16 protein-coding genes are annotated in these 18314 nt (G+C 51.7%); 12 read left to right on the top strand and 4 right to left on the bottom strand.

Annotation, left to right across the window (positions count from 1 at the left end; translation table 11 throughout):
- The first annotated feature begins 40 nt into the window (after positions 1-40).
- Both ACLU9Q_RS18400 and ACLU9Q_RS18405 read left to right on the top strand, forming a co-directional pair.
- Complete coding sequence (locus ACLU9Q_RS18400; RefSeq protein ID WP_412625811.1) at positions 41-469, top strand: type III toxin-antitoxin system ToxN/AbiQ family toxin; 429 nt, start codon at positions 41-43, stop codon at positions 467-469.
- A gap of 441 nt (positions 470-910) precedes the next feature.
- The gene (locus ACLU9Q_RS18405; protein WP_302592873.1) at positions 911-2203 is read left to right on the top strand and encodes an MFS transporter; all 1293 of its coding nucleotides are present in this window, start codon (positions 911-913) and stop codon (positions 2201-2203) included.
- A 24-nt stretch (positions 2204-2227) separates the two neighbouring features.
- Here the strand turns inward: ACLU9Q_RS18405 and ACLU9Q_RS18410 are convergent, their stop codons facing one another.
- Entirely contained in the window at positions 2228-3610 is a 1383-nt protein-coding gene (locus ACLU9Q_RS18410) for a hypothetical protein (protein WP_412625812.1), read from the bottom strand.
- A gap of 110 nt (positions 3611-3720) precedes the next feature.
- Positions 3721-4362, bottom strand: a complete 642-nt coding sequence (locus ACLU9Q_RS18415; RefSeq protein ID WP_412625813.1) for a CatA-like O-acetyltransferase — start codon at positions 4360-4362, stop codon at positions 3721-3723.
- Between the two features lie 387 nt (positions 4363-4749).
- Here ACLU9Q_RS18415 and ACLU9Q_RS18420 point away from each other — a divergent pair, with 387 nt between their 5' ends.
- Positions 4750-5520, top strand: a complete 771-nt coding sequence (locus tag ACLU9Q_RS18420) for a helix-turn-helix domain-containing protein (RefSeq protein ID WP_302592869.1) — start codon at positions 4750-4752, stop codon at positions 5518-5520.
- Positions 5521-5594: 74 nt separating this feature from the next.
- On the opposite strand, the gene ACLU9Q_RS18425 is transcribed toward ACLU9Q_RS18420, so the two are convergent.
- Entirely contained in the window at positions 5595-6716 is a 1122-nt protein-coding gene (locus tag ACLU9Q_RS18425) for a glycerate kinase (protein WP_302592868.1), read from the bottom strand.
- A 228-nt stretch (positions 6717-6944) separates the two neighbouring features.
- Here ACLU9Q_RS18425 and ACLU9Q_RS18430 point away from each other — a divergent pair, with 228 nt between their 5' ends.
- The 7 genes from ACLU9Q_RS18430 to ACLU9Q_RS18460 all read left to right on the top strand — a co-directional run bounded on the left by ACLU9Q_RS18430 (position 6945) and on the right by ACLU9Q_RS18460 (position 15334).
- Positions 6945-7319 (top strand): GntR family transcriptional regulator, encoded by a 375-nt coding sequence (locus ACLU9Q_RS18430; protein WP_302592867.1) that lies wholly within the window; start codon positions 6945-6947, stop codon positions 7317-7319.
- Positions 7312-8214, top strand: a complete 903-nt coding sequence (locus ACLU9Q_RS18435; protein ID WP_302592866.1) for an ABC transporter ATP-binding protein — start codon at positions 7312-7314, stop codon at positions 8212-8214. Before ACLU9Q_RS18430 ends, ACLU9Q_RS18435 begins: the two co-directional genes overlap by 8 nt.
- Complete coding sequence (locus tag ACLU9Q_RS18440) at positions 8189-10243, top strand: hypothetical protein (protein WP_302592864.1); 2055 nt, start codon at positions 8189-8191, stop codon at positions 10241-10243. The genes ACLU9Q_RS18435 and ACLU9Q_RS18440 overlap by 26 nt, the downstream gene beginning before the upstream one ends.
- A 23-nt stretch (positions 10244-10266) precedes the next feature.
- Positions 10267-12111, top strand: coding sequence for a beta-N-acetylhexosaminidase (locus ACLU9Q_RS18445; RefSeq protein ID WP_302592863.1), 1845 nt, complete (start codon positions 10267-10269; stop codon positions 12109-12111).
- A gap of 141 nt (positions 12112-12252) precedes the next feature.
- A complete protein-coding gene (locus tag ACLU9Q_RS18450) occupies positions 12253-13542 on the top strand; it encodes a dihydroorotase (protein ID WP_412625814.1) in 1290 nt (429 codons plus the stop codon).
- A gap of 174 nt (positions 13543-13716) precedes the next feature.
- Positions 13717-14436, top strand: coding sequence for a dihydroorotate dehydrogenase electron transfer subunit (locus ACLU9Q_RS18455; RefSeq protein WP_302592860.1), 720 nt, complete (start codon positions 13717-13719; stop codon positions 14434-14436).
- Positions 14429-15334, top strand: coding sequence for a dihydroorotate dehydrogenase (locus ACLU9Q_RS18460; protein ID WP_302592859.1), 906 nt, complete (start codon positions 14429-14431; stop codon positions 15332-15334). Before ACLU9Q_RS18455 ends, ACLU9Q_RS18460 begins: the two co-directional genes overlap by 8 nt.
- Before the next feature lie 62 nt (positions 15335-15396).
- Here ACLU9Q_RS18460 and ACLU9Q_RS18465 read toward each other — a convergent pair whose 3' ends face one another.
- Positions 15397-15897 carry a hypothetical protein gene (locus ACLU9Q_RS18465; RefSeq protein ID WP_296837325.1) on the bottom strand — a complete coding sequence of 167 codons (501 nt, stop codon included), beginning with the start codon at positions 15895-15897 and terminating at the stop codon, positions 15397-15399.
- 160 nt (positions 15898-16057) lie between these two features.
- On the opposite strand from ACLU9Q_RS18465, the gene ACLU9Q_RS18470 reads away from it, so the two are divergent.
- Both ACLU9Q_RS18470 and ACLU9Q_RS18475 read left to right on the top strand, forming a co-directional pair.
- Complete coding sequence (locus tag ACLU9Q_RS18470) at positions 16058-17878, top strand: polysaccharide deacetylase (protein ID WP_302592858.1); 1821 nt, start codon at positions 16058-16060, stop codon at positions 17876-17878.
- 98 nt (positions 17879-17976) lie between these two features.
- Positions 17977-18314 (top strand): hypothetical protein (locus tag ACLU9Q_RS18475; protein WP_412625815.1); only part of this gene is annotated, 338 nt, incomplete at its 3' end.

Consider the following 18314-nt stretch of genomic DNA (forward strand, 5'->3'; position numbering starts at 1 on the left):
AACCTGCTGACAAGTGATAAAATCATATCAGTGACAGCTCATGAAATCACTAACACATAATAAACAGCTGGGACAGCAGAATGAGAGGAAGTATATAGGAATTATTTTGGTTGTGAATGATATGAAGTATTTTGCACCGCTGTCATCGTATAAGCCTAAGCATGATAAAATGAAGAATGGTCTGGACTTTATCAAGATTGGAAATTATGCGGTTGTTAATATCAACAATATGTTTCCGGTTCCGGATGGAGAGTATACATATGTGAATATAGCAAAAGTAAAGGATCAGCAGTATAAAAAGCTGCTGATGACGGAGTATCGTATTATCAAAAAGCTGCAGGATAAGATAAGGAAGAATGCTTTGGAATTATACAAGCACAAAAAGGAAAAGGGTATGACAACAACTCTGGCAAAGCGATGTAATGATTTCCTACTTTTAGAGGAGAAATGTAGTCAGTATTGCAAATAGTCGCCTGGTACAAAAACGGTGCCAGGAAATTCAAAGAAAAAATTACCTCATACAAAAATTGTAAAATTACCCCGGAAGGCTTAGGCTCTCCGGGGTTTTGCACATAAAGAAAAATTGCAGGAAGCCAGGCTCTCCATGGTTTCCATATGAAGAAAAACTACAGGATAGCGCAGAGCGGCGAGGTTGCTCTGCGCCGGAATCGGTGATATAATGAAAAAACATAGATAATTTAGAGGATATGACTGTAAATTTTCGCCTAAAAAAGGAAGAATTTGCGGTACACCTGAAAAAGGAGGGAAGGAAAATGCCAATGGTTATCTGCAGTGCATTTGCTCCATGCAAAGTCTTTTAGGGCAGGATTGCATGGAGTAGGAAATCTGCTCGGAGACTTTGCAAATTTCAAAACAATCATTATTTGAAGTTGAAAAGGAGCAAAGTCTTATGAAAAACTATAAAAAAACATTACAGGAAATGAAATCTTTTTTACTGCTCTGGAGCACGCAGGCGTTCTCCGGGCTTGGAAGCGCCATGACAAGCTATGCGCTGGTGATCTGGTCGTACACACAGGAGGGTTCGGCGCTGATGACGGCGCTTTTAATGGTAAGCTCTTACGCGCCGTATGTGCTGCTCAGCATTTTTGCGGGTGCGCTCAGTGATAAGTGGAATAAGAAAATTACCATGCTGGCGAGTGATACGGTTGCGGCGCTGATGACGGTAATCATGCTGATTCTGCTGCAAAACGATGCGCTGAAGATCTGGCATCTGTATCTGCTCAATGCGGTGAACGGCGTGATGAACACGGTGCAGCAGCCTGCCGCGGAGGTTGCGACGACGCGGCTGCTCCCGAAGAAGTATTATCAGAAGGTAGGCGGTCTGCGCTATTTTTCCAGCTCGCTAAATTCCATCCTGACGCCGATCATTGCGACGGCGGTTCTTGGAATTGCGGGGATGGGTGCGATCGTGGCGTTTGATCTGCTTTCCTTTGGCGTAGCGTTTCTGACGCTGGCGTTTGCGATTAAAATTCCGGAAAGTCAGGAGCCGGAAGAGAAGGGCGAGAAGCTGCTGGCTTCCGCGAAGAAAGGGATCGCGTATCTGAAGCAGGAAAAAGGAATCTTTCATCTGATCTTATTTTTGGCGGCGATTAATCTGGTGGCATCCATCTACGATGCGGCGTTTCCGGCAATGATGCTTTCCAGAAACGGCGGAAGCGAAAAAGTGCTTGGAATCACAAATGCGGTGATCGGTATTACGATGTTTGCCGGAAGCATTCTCGCCTCCTTTGTGAAAGCGCCCAAAAGCAGGGTGCGTGTGATCTGCAACTGCCTGCTTTTGTCCATGGGCACGGAAAATTTTCTGCTGGCATTCGGGCGGACGCCGCTGGTATGGTGTATCGGTGGCTTCCTTGGCTGGATTTCCATACCGCTCATGAGCACCAACCTGGATGCGATCATGCGTCTGCGTGTGCCGGAGCATATGCAGGGGCGCGTGTATTCCGTGCGCAATTCCCTGCAGTTCTTCACCATCCCGGTCGGCTATTTCCTCGGCGGCGTGCTGGTGGATGCGGTATTTGAGCCGCTGATGGCAGCGCAGAGAGACGGGAGTATCCTGGTAAAAATGTTCGGGAGCGGAAAAGGCTCCGGGGCTGCGTTTTTATTTTTGATCATTGCATTTGCCGGTATCGGGGTGTGCCTGTACTTCCGGCGTGACAAATATATCTGGGACTTAGAGAGATAAAAGGCGCTGTTTTTGCAGCATACATTATCTGTGCTGCTTGGACAGCCACTGCCACAGGCTTACGCCATTCTTTTCACATTGATTGTTGAAGAAATACAGCCAGGACCAGTGTCCCATGTACTGATAGGGGGAGCCGTCCTCCATGACGTAAAGTCCTGTGGTGTCGTGAACATCCTCAAAAATCGAGGTGTGGACATCTGCGCCGATCTCCTGCAGACGTGCAATGGTGGGAGCTTCATAGATATCCGGTATAACGGTGTCGTCATTTTTTGCATAGACGAACCAGATAGGAAGCTTCTTAATGCTTTCAAGCTGCTCGTCAGTGATACCGGCGTCCATGTAAGCTTCGCAGATCGGGTAAGCTGCCGCGAAAAAATCCGGGTAGTTTAACACAAGATCCATCGTCATGAAGCCGCCGTTGGAACAACCGCCCACATAGATGCGGTTGGTGTCAATGTTTGGATTTGCTTCGATGTAGCTGTCGATCAGCTCTTTTAGGGTTGGCAGGAAGATAGAGTCTGTGCCGGGGTTGTCTGTCCAGGAGCCCTCCTCATTGTAGGCAAGCCAGAAGTACGGCGTTTGCGGAGTCAGAACGTAGGCGCCGCCCATGATTGTCTGAAATTCCTCGCCGTAAAGAGCGGTTACTTTGTTGCCGAGCAGTGGGATGGACGGGTCGGTGCCGCCCTCGCCTGCGCCGTGAAGCCAGATGACAAGCGGATGCTTTTCGCTGTCGTCAGCCGGCGCATAGGAGCCGTAGGTGAGTGTTTTTCCGTCGGCCCCGGTGAAACTGCCGGAGAGGTCGACGCCCGCGAGCTGCGGGAGCAGCGCGGACGTCATGTCCGCAGCAGCGTCCACAGACAGAGCGGTAACGACAGCGCCGTCTTCTGTTTTCAGTGCGCTACCGTCTGTAAGCGTTACAGTAAGCTCATAGGGATTGCAGACAACATTCATACCGGTAAAAACATCGTAGCAGTAGGGAGAGCCGCTGTCCGGACCGAAGGACAGCTCCAGAGCGATGTTTGCGGACGCGCCGGAAACCGGATTGCCGTCGGCATCGCAGGCGTATGCTGCCGTGACCGTGCGCGGAGCTTCTGCGGTAATATGCTGCGTGGGATCGAGCGAGGCATCGCCAAGCGCCGCCCAGTTGAAGGCTTCCTTTCGTTCTGTCACCTGGAAGCTCTCTGCACTGACAGAATCCGGCGCAACCGCTGTATCCAGCGTGAGAATTGTTTTTGTGACAGCGGGCCCCCAGTCATGTCCTTCGATCACAATGATCTGCGTGCCGGTGAGTGCCGCACTCTCTTCTGCGGACGAAGAGCTTTCTGCGGCGGAGGCGGTCACAGTGCAGACAGTTGCTCCGATCGCTGCCGTAAGCGTAAGTAACGTGAATAATGTGTTTCTTTTCATAACTCATTTCTCCTTTCACATTTCAATATACAAAAAGTGTAACATACAAAGTTCTCAAAAATTGAAACAGGCGGGAAGTCATTTTAGGGCTTCGTTACATTGCCGATATATTAGGAGTATTGTGCAACAGTCGCCATTTCCTTGTTTAAAAAATCATAAAACTTAGAAATATGCAATCCGTCCACTAATGCGTGATGGCATAACACGGAAACAGGAAGAAGCACTTTTTCATTTTCTGTAAAGTATTTTCCCCATGTAATCCTCGGATTGCTGTCTGCCGGAACAGGCGTAGGATTAATAAGCGCAGTATAAGATACCCATGGGATTGTGGATATAAAAATTTTACCTAATATATCGTCTGCCTCTTCGTTGATGGAGTTCCTTTGTTTGGCTTTTTCCTGTTCGTTTACCGCATAACGAATATAATCCTCAAAGGAGCGGTTACTGTCCAGGTCACAGTAACAATATGTACCGTCATTTAATGCTACTGTATGAGAGGTTAAGCAATAGTCATATTCTACAATCTGATTATTAAGAATCCTTTGTCTAAATTCCGGTACTCGATTGGCGGCTTTGGAAACACAATAGCAAATTGACAAAAAGAACGGAAGTTTTTTCGCCTTAATCGTTTTCAGCAGATCTGTAATATCCACATTTACGGTAAGTCCGACATATGGGAAGGCCAGACTATTGAAGTATTCAAAATGATTTTTTCTTTTGTAAGTTTCCATATTTAAATATTTGTAATCCATTTTCTTATCTCTCTCTTTTTCCGGCTGGTCATTTATTTATTATTCTTTTATTCTACCATAATTCCGGGAGCATGGAAACAGAGAGTTTTGTGACTGTTCACGTCAGCCTCAAACACCTGCTGCGGCGCGAAGCTAGTCCTGTGGGTTTGAGGCGTGAGAACAGTAACAGAGTTTTCGGCAAAAACGCCAACTCTACCGCTGGTAGATTGCATTCTTCGCAGCAAAAGTCTATAATGAGCGCAAAGCACACAGAAGAATTATGCGGCGGCAGATGTGATGGCAGATGTGATGGCAGATGTGGCGACAAATGTGGCGGCAGATGTGGAGACAGGATGAGATGCCCACGAAGTCCACAACAGATTTTTGTGACAATCAGGAGGATAAGACATGAGTGAAATCGGAAAAGAGCAGTTTGGGCGGTTTGTAGCTGAACAGAGAAAGAAGAGGAATTTAACACAAAAAGAACTGGCACAAAAGCTTTATGTGTCGGACAAGGCGGTGAGTAAGTGGGAGCGCGGGAGCAGTATGCCGGACATCTCTCTGCTGAAGCCATTGGCGGAGACGCTGGACGTCACGGTGACGGAGCTGCTGGAGGGACGGAAAATAGAAGAGGAAGAAGCAAAGGCAGTGGAAAATGACAAGTTAGAGAGGTTACTAAAGAAAGCAGTGACTTTGACAAAGGATACCCCGGAGATGCGCAGGGAAAAGAAGAAAAAAAATGCGATGTTTTTTGGAATATGTGTGGCGATAGCGGTTCTGGAAGTTTTGCTGTTTCACGCAATGGGATGCCCGTTCCTGCAGGCACCGCCGGTTTTCCTGCTGTTTATGCTGCTTTCCCTGATGGCAGGCGTCTTTCTCTGGCTGCTGACAGATGATCAGCTTCCGGATTTTTACAGTGAATATGATATGAGAAGCGGGATGTTCACAGCGCCGTTTCCGCGGTATCATATGCCTGGAAAAAACATCACAAAAAGAAACTGGTCACATATGGTAAAAGCGGCGCGAAAGTGGGCGGTCGGAAGTCTGCTTGCACTGCCGCTGCTGTATGCGGGGCTTACGGGTTTTCCGGAGCTTTTAAATCAGGAGCTTTTGCAGGTGGCGGTCGTGCTGCTGTATTTTGGCACGCTGGTCGTGCCGGTGATGCTTGCAGGCGAGTAAAAATGACGCGTCATGCAAAGATGAACGTTGTAGCAGCGGCGGCCGAAGTACCGGGGCCGATTGCGGAGAGAATATTACAGCAGCCGCAGTATATTATCCACCGTATAGCCCAGGTTTTCCGCGCTGTGTCCTCTGCTGACAGAGAAATCCTGCGGCAGCCGGTTGATGGGAAAAACCGCGGTGACGCCCATTTCATAGGCGGACTGGATTTCCTCATCGTCTGCCCCGCCGACGATGGCAATGACCGGTTTTTGCTGCCTTTTGGCGCGCTGCGCAATGCCGATGACGACTTTTCCGCGCAGACTCTGGGAGTCCAGCTTGCCCTCGCCCGTAAAAATATAGTCGGCGCCGCGGATAAGCTCGTCAAATTTCACGGTGTCCAGCACCGTTTCAATGCCCATCTGGAGCCGAGAGCCAAAGAAGGCGATCATTCCGGCGCCCATCGCGCCCGCTGCGCCGGTTCCCGGAACCTGGCTGATATCATTTCCGGTTTCCCGTGCAAGTATATGGCTTAAATGTTCTATGCCTTTGTCAAGTTCTTTAACCATGTCGGCGTCTGCGCCCTTTTGCAGACCGAACACGAACGAAGCGCCGGTTGGACCGTACATGGGATTGTCAATATCACACATCGTTATAATTTCTATATCATTGAGAAGGGCAGATTTTCCGGAAAGATCAATTCCGGCAATATCAATAAGCGTCCCGCCGGTCGGGATAAATTCTTTACCGCTCTGATCGTAAAATTTAATGCCGACAGCGGCAGCGGCGCCGCAGCCTCCGTCGTTGGTGGAGGAGCCGCCAAGTCCGACGATGATTTTTTTAACGCCCTTTTCGGCAGCGGTAAGAATTTGCTGACCGACGCCGTAGGTGGTTGTCAGCAGAGGATTTTTCCGATCCTCTACCAGCGGCAGACCAGCGCATGACGCCATCTCAATAACGGCGGTCTGTCCGCCGTCAATCAGACCGTAATAGCTCTGCATATCTTCAAAATAAGGATTCTTTACCGTGGTATGTTCACGTTTTCCGCCAACCGCGGCAAGAAACGCATCGACGGAGCCTTCGCCGCCGTCCGCGACCGGGATAGAGACAACCTCTGCACCGGGAAAATGTTTTGCGATCTTTTCGTGACATATCTCACAAATTTGTGTGGAGCTTAAGGTTCCCTTAAAGGAATCCGGAATTAATATAAATTTCATATACGCCCTTTCTGTAAAAATCCGTTCAAAATTTCTGACAAATGCGGCAGGATATTTATCATTTTACATAATCACAAAGAGAAAAGCAAGCATAAGAGGAGTTCACTATAATGGTAAATTTTAATGAAGCTTTAATCTGGACCTGGTTGACTTTTCGCCCGGTCTATATTATTCTATAAGTGTACTAACACTAATAATACACTTGAAACGGAAGGGGGGGGGTAATGCATGATCATCATAGATTACAAGGACCGGCGCCCGATATATGAGCAGATCGTGGAGCGGTTCCAGATGCTGATCGTAAAAGGCGTGCTGGAGCCGGACAGTCAGATGCCCTCGGTGCGGGGGCTTGCGACGGAACTGGCGATCAACCCCAACACGATACAAAAAGCATATGCGATCTTAGAGCAGCAGGGCTTTATTTATCCGGTAAAGGGAAGAGGAAACTTTGTGGCTGGCGAGGCAAAGCTGGTGGAGGAAAAGCAGAACGCCCATCTGGAGAATGTACGTGCTGTTTTCCGGCAGGCGAAGGAGATGGGGATTCCCAGGGAACGCCTGCTCGAAAAGCTGGACGAGGTATACAAGGAGGAGAGACATGATTGAAATAACTGGCATAAGCAAAAGCTTTGACGGTATCAGGGCGCTCGATAATGTGACGGCGCAGATTAAAGAGGGAAGCGTCTATGGGATCGTGGGGACGAACGGTGCGGGTAAAAGTACGCTGCTGCGGGTGATTGCCGGGATCCTAAAGGCGGACAGCGGCTCTGTCAGGGTCGACGATATGGAGGTGTTTGAGAACGTGCAGGCGAAGGAGCGGCTCTGCTTTATTCCGGACACGCCGCACTATTTTGCGAACGCGCGCGTGCGGGACATGCTGGAATATTATGAGATTATTTATCCGTCATTTCAGCGGAGCCGTTTTAAGGAGCTGTGCGGCAAATTTGAGCTGGATCTAAACCGCAAGCTGTCCACATTTTCAAAGGGCATGAAAAAGCAGGTGTTTGTGCTGCTCGGTATCTGCGCGGGCACGCGCTATCTTTTATGTGATGAAACCTTCGACGGACTCGACCCGGTAGTGCGCCAGGCCGTGAAGAGCATTTTCATTGACGAGGTGTTAAACCGGCAGTTTACGCCCATCATTGCTTCGCATAATCTGCGTGAGATGGAGGATATCTGCGATCATGTGGGACTTCTGCACAAGGGCGGCATTCTGTTCTCGCGTGACCTTGAGGATATGAAGATGGATATTCACAAGGTACAGTATGTGATCATGAATCCGGCGAAGGAGCAGCAGCTTATGGAAGAGCTGGATATTATCAAAAAGGATACGCGCGGAAATCTCTCGTGCATTACTGCGCGTGGGAGCAAGGAACACATCATGGCGGCGATCGAGGCGAAGGAGCCGCTGTTCTACGAGATTCTTCCGTTGTCCCTGGAAGAAATCTTTATCAGTGAAACGGAGGTGGTCGGCTATGACATCAAAGATATCATCGGCTAAGCTTTTAAAAGAGGCAGTCAAACGGGACGGAGCGGTTGCGATCCTTCTGGTGATCGGCTATTTCTGCTACTATCCGATCGGCGGGATGCTGCTTCTGCACGATAGCTGGTTTGACAGCGCGAATATGAATTCTATTGCAAATACCGTGCAGATGTTTGGCATTGCGAATCCATTTTTATATTGTGTGACTTTTGGCGCAGCGCTGCTGCTCGGCATCATCCAGTTTTCCTATCTGCACTCGCCGGAGAAGGTGGATTTTTATCACAGCCTTCCGGTAAGGCGCGAGAAGCTTTTCTGCATCCGTTATGCGGCGGGCATCCTGGTGTGGCTGGCGCCGTTCGCCGTAAATCTCCTGCTGTTTGCGGCGGTCTGCGCGGGACGGGGAGTTGCGGTGACGGAGGCGGGCGCGGCGATTCCGGCGCTGCTCGCAAGCGGAATGGTCACACATATCGCATGCTTCCTGCTGGTTTACAGTATGACGGCGCTGGCGATGCTTCTGACCGGCAAGATCTTTGCCGCCATTGCCGCGGTAATCGTGCTCTGCGGCTATGTGCCGGCGATCAGGCTGCTGCAGGAGGTGCTGATGGAGTTTTTCTTTTCCACCTTCTATGCAGCGCAGGATATTGGAAAAAGTCTTGCAGTACAGTGTACGCCGGTGTATGCTTATATCAGGATCTGCCAGGAGGTGATGGATCAGGTTTTCCCGACGGATCTCGTGATCGCGATCACACTGATATCTGCGCTCATCTGCCTGCTGTGCCTGTATCTCTACCGGCGGCGCGGCTCGGAGATGGCGGGGAAGCCGATGGCGTTTGATGCAATTGCCAGAGTGGTGAAATTTCTGCTGGTGGTGCCGGTCACGCTTATCTGTACGGTATTTTTCTACGCTGTCACCGATAATAACATATTGTGGGAAATTTTCGGATGGATTTTCAGTCTGCTTCTGATTAGCGGGATCATTGAGTTTGTTTACCGCATGGATATCCGGGAGGCGTTCCGGGATAAAAAACAGATCATACTGTCGGGCGTGGTATCGCTTGCGATCCTGGCGGTATTTCAGCTTGACCTTCTTGGATATGACCGCTGGCTGCCGGAAAAGAGCGAGGTGGAGAGCGTCGGTCTTTCAAACAGTCATGCGCTGATGCTTTATTCGGATATAGGTGCGTACGATCAGCTTGTGGCAAAGGACGGCACGGTGGTGCTTAGTTGGCGCGGCAGTGTCGGTGTGGAACAGGATATGACGCTGGAGGGCGGCAGCGCAGATATGGACGCGCTGTTTGAGCTTGTGGAGCACAGCGAAAATTTCAGCGGAGCGTCCGTCTCGCAGCCGGATTCCTGGAACTATTACTGGTACCGGGTTACGGTGACCTGGCATTTAAAAGACGGGACAGAGAAGGTGCGCAGCTATGAGTATACGGATGAGAGTCTTGTGGAATGGCTGTCGCCGCTCTGGGAGACAGAGGAGCACCGCAATCAGGTAAATCCGGTGCTGAATATTCAGCCGGAGGATGTGCTGGCGGTGATGGTAGCTCCGGCGAATTCCTGGTTCCCCGACTCGGTAATGCTGGAAAACGCGGTGACGGAGGACGCGGCTGCTGAGAACAAAGATGATCCAGAAACGGAGGACGCGGCTGCTGAGAACAGAGATGATCCGGAAACGGAGGACGCGGCTGCTGAGAACAGAGATGATCCGGAAACGGAGGATACGGCTGCTGAGAGCAGAGATGATCCGGAAACGGTGCAGGATGAGATCGAGTACGCCAGGGAGGCGATGGCGGAATCCGGTGTGATAAGCCCGGAAAAACCGCTGACAGGTGCGCGGCTTGAAAAACTGGTGGAGACGATCCAGAAGGATATAAGCGAAGAAACGCTGAAGCAGGCGCTTTCGGTCAGCGAATGGGATATGCGGATCCTGTATCGCGGCGGAGACGGCAGAGTGTACGGACAGACCTATAACCTGAACGCCGGTTTCGCGGATACGGTAAAACTGTTAAAAGAGTATGGCTATGACTTAGAGGACGTCGGATAACGGCAGAAAGAGGAAACGAAAAAATGAGCAGTGCGGATGTTTGCATTCTCCCGCAGCCGCGGGAGTGCGTGCGTAAGGAAAACGAATTTGAATTAAGATACGATCAGTACCTTGTGCTGGGAGCGGGGACTGCCGGGCTGAGCCTGGAGAGCCTGCAGCAGGATATGCAGAAATATCTTGGCTTTGCGCTTCCGCTGCGGCGCGGGAGCAGCCGCCCGGGTGACGTTGTGTTTGCGTGCGCGGAGGGGCTTGGGGAGCAGGAGTATGTTCTTGATATCAGTGAAACGGGCATTCTGGCGCAGGCGGGCGGCGAGGCAGGGCTTCGGTACGCGATGCAGACGCTGCGCCAGCTCCTTTGTCAGCGCGGTGCGGCGCTGCCGTGCCTGCATATCCGCGATTATCCGGCGACAGCGGAGCGCGGCTATTACTTTGACGTGACGCGCGGACGCGTCCCGACGCTGGATTATCTGAAAAAGCTTGCCTCACGGATGGCATATTATAAACTGAACCAGATGCAGCTTTACATTGAGCACAGCTTTCTGTTTCGCGACCTGAGCGAGGTGTGGCGCGATGACACGCCGCTGACGGCGGAGGAAATTCTGGAGCTGGATGCCTATTGTCAGAAGCTTGGCATCGAGCTGGTGCCTTCGCTGTCAAGCTTCGGGCATCTTTACAAGCTGCTGCGCACCAGGCAGTACGCGCATCTTTGTGAGCTGGAGGATCCGGCGGCGGAGCCGTTTTCGTTTAAAGAGCGGATGGCGCACCACACGATCGACGTGTCAAATCCGGAGAGCCTGGCGCTGATGAAAAAGCTGATCGGCGAGTACATGGAGCTGTTTTCCTCGCGCCGCTTCAATATCTGCGCGGACGAGACGTTTGACCTTGGAAAAGGCAAAAATAAGGAGCGCGCCGAAAAGGAGGGCGTCTCCGGCATTTATATAGAATTTGTGCGGGAGCTGTGCGAATTTGTGGTAGAGCAGGGCAGAACGCCGATGTTCTGGGGCGATATCATCTGCGGCTTTCCGCAGGAATATCAGAAGCTTCCTAAAGGAACAATCTGTCTGAACTGGGGCTACGCGCCGCAGCAGAGCGGAGAGAACGCCGAAAAGCTTTTTAGGGCGGGCGCGATCCAGTATCTCTGCCCGGGCGTGGCGGGCTGGAACCAGTGGATCAATAAAATAGAAGCTTCCTATGAGAATATCCGCCGGATGTGCGGTTATGCGCAGGAATACCATGCGCTGGGCGTCTTAAATACCGATTGGGGCGATTTCGGCCACATTAACCATCCGGAATTTTCCATTCCTGGTCTGATCTACGGCGCGGCGTTTTCCTGGAACCCGGAGATTCTGCCGTTTGCAGAGATCAACCGTCAGATTTCGAAGCTTGAATACCTGGACGATACCGGGCAGATCGTTTCCATCGCGGCGGAGGCGGATGTGTATTACGATTTCACCTGGGAAGCGGCAGTCAGCTATTGCGAGTGCAAAGAGGAAGAACGGCGGCAGACTTTTGCACGCTATACGGATGCTGAAAGACTTGCGCGCGTATCAGAAGATAACGAAAAGCTGCATGAGCTGCAGCTCCGGTTAAAGAGAAACCTTCCGAAGATGGATACGGAAAAGCGCGCGGCAGCAGGCGAATTTATCCTGGCGATGGATGGCATACGGGTTTTCAATGAAATCGGCGCGGTGCTGACAGCGTATTATGAGCAGAAGGAGACATGCACGGACTTCGGGGCGCTGGCGGCTCGCCTGGAAAACTGGTTCTATTATTATAAGAAGCTGTGGAGAAGTGTCAGCAGAGAATCGGGGCTTTCACAGATAGAGGCGGTTATCATCTGGTATGCCGACCTGCTGCGGTCACTTTGATAAAGACGCTTTCCTTTTCGCGTGGGACATGATATACTTAGGGAAAGCGCGGACGGTAAAATTTGCGCGCGGGCGGCATGGGCTGTCCGCGTCTTTGCTGTAAGCTGAGGAAGCATCGTCCGCAGACACAGGAGGTTAGCGATGCTGATTATTAAAAACGGAACCATCGTCGATCCGGCTTCGGGCATGGAGCAGGCAGGCGATGTGGTTGTGGAAAACGGGAAGATCGTGCAGCTCGGAGGCAGCTTTGCCGGGACGGTCGGCGATGCTGATGAGGTGATCGACGCGCAGGGGCTTGTCGTTGCACCGGGGCTTATCGATACGCACGTACATTTCCGCGATCCGGGCTATACGTATAAGGAGGATATCTGCACCGGCGCACACGCGGCGGCAGCGGGCGGCTTTACCACCGTGGTCTGCATGGCGAACACGAACCCGGTGGCGGACAACGCGGAAACCGTCTCTTACATTGTTAAAAAGGCGCAGAAAACAAATATTCATGTGCTGACAGCGGCGGCGGTCACGAAGGGCTTAAAGGGGAAAGAGCTGGTTGATTTTGATAAACTGTATGAATGCGGTGCGGTCGGCTTTACGGACGACGGCATTCCGCTGAAGGATGCGGCGCTTCTGGAGGAAGCGATGATGCAGGCGGCGCGGCTGGACGTGCCCATCAGCCTGCACGAGGAGGACGCGTCCATGATCGCCCGCCCGGGCGTCAATGCCGGGAAGGTTGCCGATGCACTGGAGTACGGCGGCGCGCCGGCAGAATCCGAGAGTACGATGGTGGAGCGCGACTGTGAGCTTGCCTTAAAGACGCGGGCGTCTGTTGTCATCCAGCACATCAGCGCGAAAAAATCCGTGGAAGCAGTGCGCAGTTACTGGCGGCGCGGAGCGCGGGTGCATGGGGAGGTGACACCGCAGCATTTTTCGCTGACGGAGGATATTGTGCTCACAAAGGGCAGCCTTGCACGGGTAAATCCGCCCCTCCGCACGGAGGAGGACCGGCAGGCGCTGATCGGGGGCTTAAAGGACGGGACGCTGGATATTATCTCCACTGACCATGCGCCGCACAGCCGCGAGGAAAAAGCGCGCGACATTAAGGCGGCTCCGAGCGGCATGATCGGGCTGGAGACGTCGCTGGCGCTCGGCATCACCAATCTGGTGAAGCCGGGACATCTGTCTTTGATGGATCTTCTGGAAAAAATGACGGTGAATCCGGCAAGACTTTACAGATTAAATGCGGGCGTGCTCGCCGAGGGCGTGGCGGCGGATCTGGTGATCTTTGATGAGAACGAGACCTGGACGGTGACGGATAATTTCCGCTCCAAATCAAACAACTCGCCGTTTATCGGACAGACGCTCACCGGCAGGGTGAAATATACTGTCTGCGGCGGAAAGCTGGTCTACCGGGACGGGCAGACGGCGTTCTGAGCAGAGACAGAGCGGCTTCAGAAAAATGGTAACTACTCAGCCATATGTCAATATCAGAAACATCTGCTTACATGCCCTAAAGGACTAGCTTCGCGTCGCAAGCATGATGTATTTGTTTCTGATATTTGCCGCATGGCTGAGTAGTTATAAAATATGCGGGAAAGGAAGAGAAAAATGGGAAAAGTGACGAGCAACAGGGCGCTCGGAGAGGATTTTTATCTGATGCGCGTGGAGGAAGAAAACAATGCGCGGATGGGGCAGTTTTATATGCTGCGCGCATGGGAGACGTATCCGGTGCTCAGCCGTCCGATCAGCGTGTATGATGCGGATAAAGAGAGTGTGAGCTTTTTATATAAAGTGGTGGGCAAGGGCACGGAGCTTTTGCGTCAGCTAAAAGAGGGCGACGAGATCACGCTGGACGGGGCGCACGGAAACGGATTTCCGTCTCTGGCGGACAAAAAGCGCATCGCGCTGGTCGGCGGCGGCGTGGGAATCGCGCCGCTCTATCTGGCGGCAAAGACCTATAAAAAAGAAAATCCGGACTGCACTGTTGACATTTATCTCGGTTTCAGCGGCACACCGGTGCTGACGGAGGAATTTGAGACGGTCTGCGACCGGCTGACAGTGAACGTGGGCGGATTTGTGACAGACGATATTGATCCGAATGCGTATGAAGCGATCGTCACCTGCGGACCGACGATCATGATGAAGGTGCTCTACAGTAAATGTGTGAAATGTCAGGCGGCCGCGCCGCTTTACGTCTCCATGGAGAACCGCATGGCGTGCGGCATCGGCGCCTGCCTGGTGTGCAGCTGCAGGACGGCAAACGGAAACCGCAAGGTCTGCAAGGATGGGCCGGTATTCTTAGGAAGCGAGGTGTTTGGCATTGAGTAACAGATTAAAAACGACCTTCGCCGGGGTGGAATTTAAAAATCCGGTGGTGCTCGCCTCCGGCACCTGCGGCTTCGGCAGAGAATTAAATGAATATTTCGACATTGAGCGTCTGGGCGGGCTGTGCTCTAAGGGGCTGCTCGATCATCCGCACGGCGGCAACGAGGGAATCCGCATCTGGGAGACGGCGAGCGGTATCATGAACAGTGTCGGGCTGGAAAATCCAGGCGTCGACGTCTTTATTGAAAATGACCTCGACTGGATAAACGGGAAAAATCTGGTGAACATTGTCAACCTGGGCGGACATTCGCTGGACGGTTACTTAAAAGGAATGGAGAAGCTGAATGAGGTGGATCTGGACATCCTGGAGCTGAACATTTCCTGCCCGAACGTGAAAAGCGGCGGCATGAATTTCGGCACAAAAACGGTGGTTGCCCGCGAGATCGTGCGCAGGATCCGCGCTGTCTGCCGCCACAAGCTGGTGGTGAAGCTCTCTCCGAACGCCGAGGATATCGTATCGCTGGCGAAAATGTGCGAGGAGGAGGGCGCGGACGGCGTTTCTCTTGTCAATACCTTCCTCGGCATGGCGATCGATCTGAAAAAGAAAGCGCCGGTATTTCATAACGTCTACGCCGGACTTTCCGGTCCCGCGATCAAGCCGATCGCGCTCAGAATGGTGCACCAGGTATCGAGGGCGGTCTCCATCCCGGTGATGGGGCTTGGCGGCATCACCACCTGGGAGGACGCTATCGAATTTATCATGGCTGGCGCGACCGTCGTGCAGGTCGGCACCGCCACCTTCATGAAGCCGGATATCAGCATGGATATCATAGATGGGATGGAGCATTACCTGGAAGAGAACGGCTATGAGAGTATTGAGGAGATACGGGGGATTTTGTGAAAAACGGATAATATGCTGCATAAAAAGGGCTGCCGAAAAACCGGCAGCCGTGTTTTTTGTCTTTATTTTTTTGATTTTGCAGCTTTTCCGGATTTTGCCGGTGCTGCAGCTTTGTCTTCTTTTTTGTCTTTCTTAAACCGTGCAAAGAAGCCTTTTTTCTTTGGTGCCGGTGCTTCCAGCGGACCGCGTACGCCGCGTACCTCGGTTATGTAGATGCCGCTCACAGTGGCCTTTACTTCTTTTTTCACCGGGATCAGATCAAAAATCTTGGCGTCTGCCACCAGCGTCATTACTCTTGGACCGACCTTTGCTTTTACAATAGGAAGCTTTGTCCTGCGCATCAGCTTCGGTGTCTGGTCGATGACCATCTGGGGAAGTCCGGAGTCTTTAATCTTCATCATCTTTTTATCAATTACCAGCATGGAGACGGTCTGCTTCATTGCCTCCATCTGTTCCTGCTGTGCGGCCTGCTTTTTCTGTGCTTTTCTGCCGAAAAAATACAATACGCCGAGAATGACGACTAATACCAGCAGAATGATCAAAAGAATGTTAAATACTGACATTTTTCTCCTCCTCAAAAGTTTGCTTTTTTTATTTTAGCATCCTTTTTTTAAAAGTGCAATAATCTTTCGCAATACTGTGAAAAAACTGTGATAGCAATTGATTTTTCGGGGAAATTATGTTAGAGTGGCTATTAGGGATTTTACATTTTTGGAGGAATTTATGGGCAGAGACAGGTACGAAAGGGGAGACTCCGGCGAAAGAAGGGGCAGGCGCAGAGCGCGGCAGACCGGGGATGTCAGACGCAGACAGGCAGAATATGATATGCGGCGCACTGAGCCGCAGAAAAGACGAAAGAAAAAAAAGGGCGGCGGAGCGGCAACTGTTATTTTAATCCTGTTGATTTTACTTGTGGCAGCAGGTATTATATTAGTGGCGTCCGACTGGTTTCTGCAGACAAGCGTGGAAATACCGTTTTTGCCGACAGGCGTGAAGCAGACGCTCGCACAGGCGGAAGAGCTTGCAGGGGACTACGATTATGACGGGGCGATCGCGACCTTGCAGGAAAACAAAATATATGGTTTCAATACGAAGCTTCAGGAGGCAGCCGCAGAATATGAGGGCGAGAAGGCTGCTATGGAGACGGCGATAAAGGAAACGCTCGCTTCTGCCAGCGCGCGCGCGGATGAATATGATTACAAGGGCGGCGCAGACATTCTCAGGGCGAGCCAGTATTACAGTGTGAGCAGCGTTTTGCAGACGACGGCGGCACAGTATGACGAGGCGGAGAAAAACAAAGGGAATATTGATGAACAGACGCTCGCACAGGCGGACACGCTTGCCGAGATGTATGACTACGACGGAGCGATCGATATCCTGAAGGAGACCTCGGCGTATCAGACGAATCAGGATGTCCAGCAGAAGGTACAGGAGTACGAAGAGGCAAAGGCGGCATGTGTAGCGATCGACCCGGAGGATGTGACGCATATTTTTTATCATTCTCTGATCGTAGATCCGTCCAGGGGATTTAATGAGAGCGATCCGGCATACGCTGGCATGATGCAGTGGATGACGACTGTTTCAGAATTTGATAAAATCACGCAGTCCATGTACGACAGGGGATATGTGCTGGTCAGCATTTACGATCTGTTCAAAAAGACGACTGCGGAAGACGGCACGGTCACGATCACTCCGAACCAGGTTTACCTGCCGGAGGGAAAAAAAGCATATGTGATGTCTCTGGATGACCTCAGCTACTATCATACGTATGATGGTCACGGGATCGCATCGAAGATCGTGTTGGATGAGGATGGAAAGCCGACCTGTGAGTATATCCAGGAGGACGGCACGGTAGTATACGGAGATTACGATGTTGTTCCGCGGCTCGACTCCTTTATCGAGGAGCACCCGGATGCCTGCTACCGCGGGGCGCGCGGCATCATTGCACTGACGGGCTACGACGGCATTCTCGGTTATCGCACAGACGGCTCATACAGTGCGGAGAACAATACCAATCCGGAGAAGTATTATACGGACGATCTGCAGCAGAAGTGGCTGGACGAGCACCCGGATTTCGACTGGGAGCAGGAGCGCGCTGAGGCGAAGAAGGTTGCGGAGGCTATGAAGGCGGACGGCTGGACGTTTGCGAGCCACACCTGGGGGCATAAGAAGGTTGGCGAGACGAGCTACGACGATCTGGTAGCAGATACGGAGCGCTGGCTGCAGTATGTATCACCGCTGATCGGCGGAACCGACGCAATTATTTTTGCACACGGCGAGGATCTTACCACTACCGGCGTCTACGATTCTTCCGTCGACAAGTATGTGTATCTGAAGAGCAAGGGATTTGATGTTTACTGCAACGTGGATTCTACGCGCTATACGACAGTAGTCACGTCCGATTACTTCCACCAGGGCAGAAGAAACCTGGATGGATATCGGATTTACCAGGATACGATCATAGATGATCCGATGACGGCGGATTTATTTGACGCGTCGGAGGTACTTGACCCGCAGAGACCGGGACCGGTGCCGGAATTATAATGATGATATGATGCGGTTTTTCCGTTCATATAGGCGGACAGCGATGCCCGTGAGGGAATTTAATGTGTGGAATAAAAAGAGAGGATAGGTAATTTATTATGAAAAGAAAAGCAGTAGTGGCACTTTTAGCCAGCGTTGCGCTTGTTGCGGCTGGATGCGGTTCCACAGAGAAACAGACAGAGGCTCCGGCGACGGAGGCAGCAACCGAGGCAGCGACCACGGAGGCGGCAGAGGAAGAGACGACTGAGGCTGCAGAAGCAGAAACGACGGAAGCAGTAACCGAGGAAGGAACCACAGAGGCAGAGACCACGGAAGCGGTAACCGAGGAAGAAACCACAGAGGCAGAGACCACAGAAGCAGTAACTGAGGAAGAAACCACAGAGGCAGAGACCACGGAAGCGGTAACTGAGGAAGAAACCACAGAGGCAGAGACCAC

Origin of the sequence: Marvinbryantia sp., from assembly GCF_047017445.1 — a bacterium.
Taxonomy (GTDB): Bacteria; Bacillota; Clostridia; order Lachnospirales; family Lachnospiraceae; genus Marvinbryantia.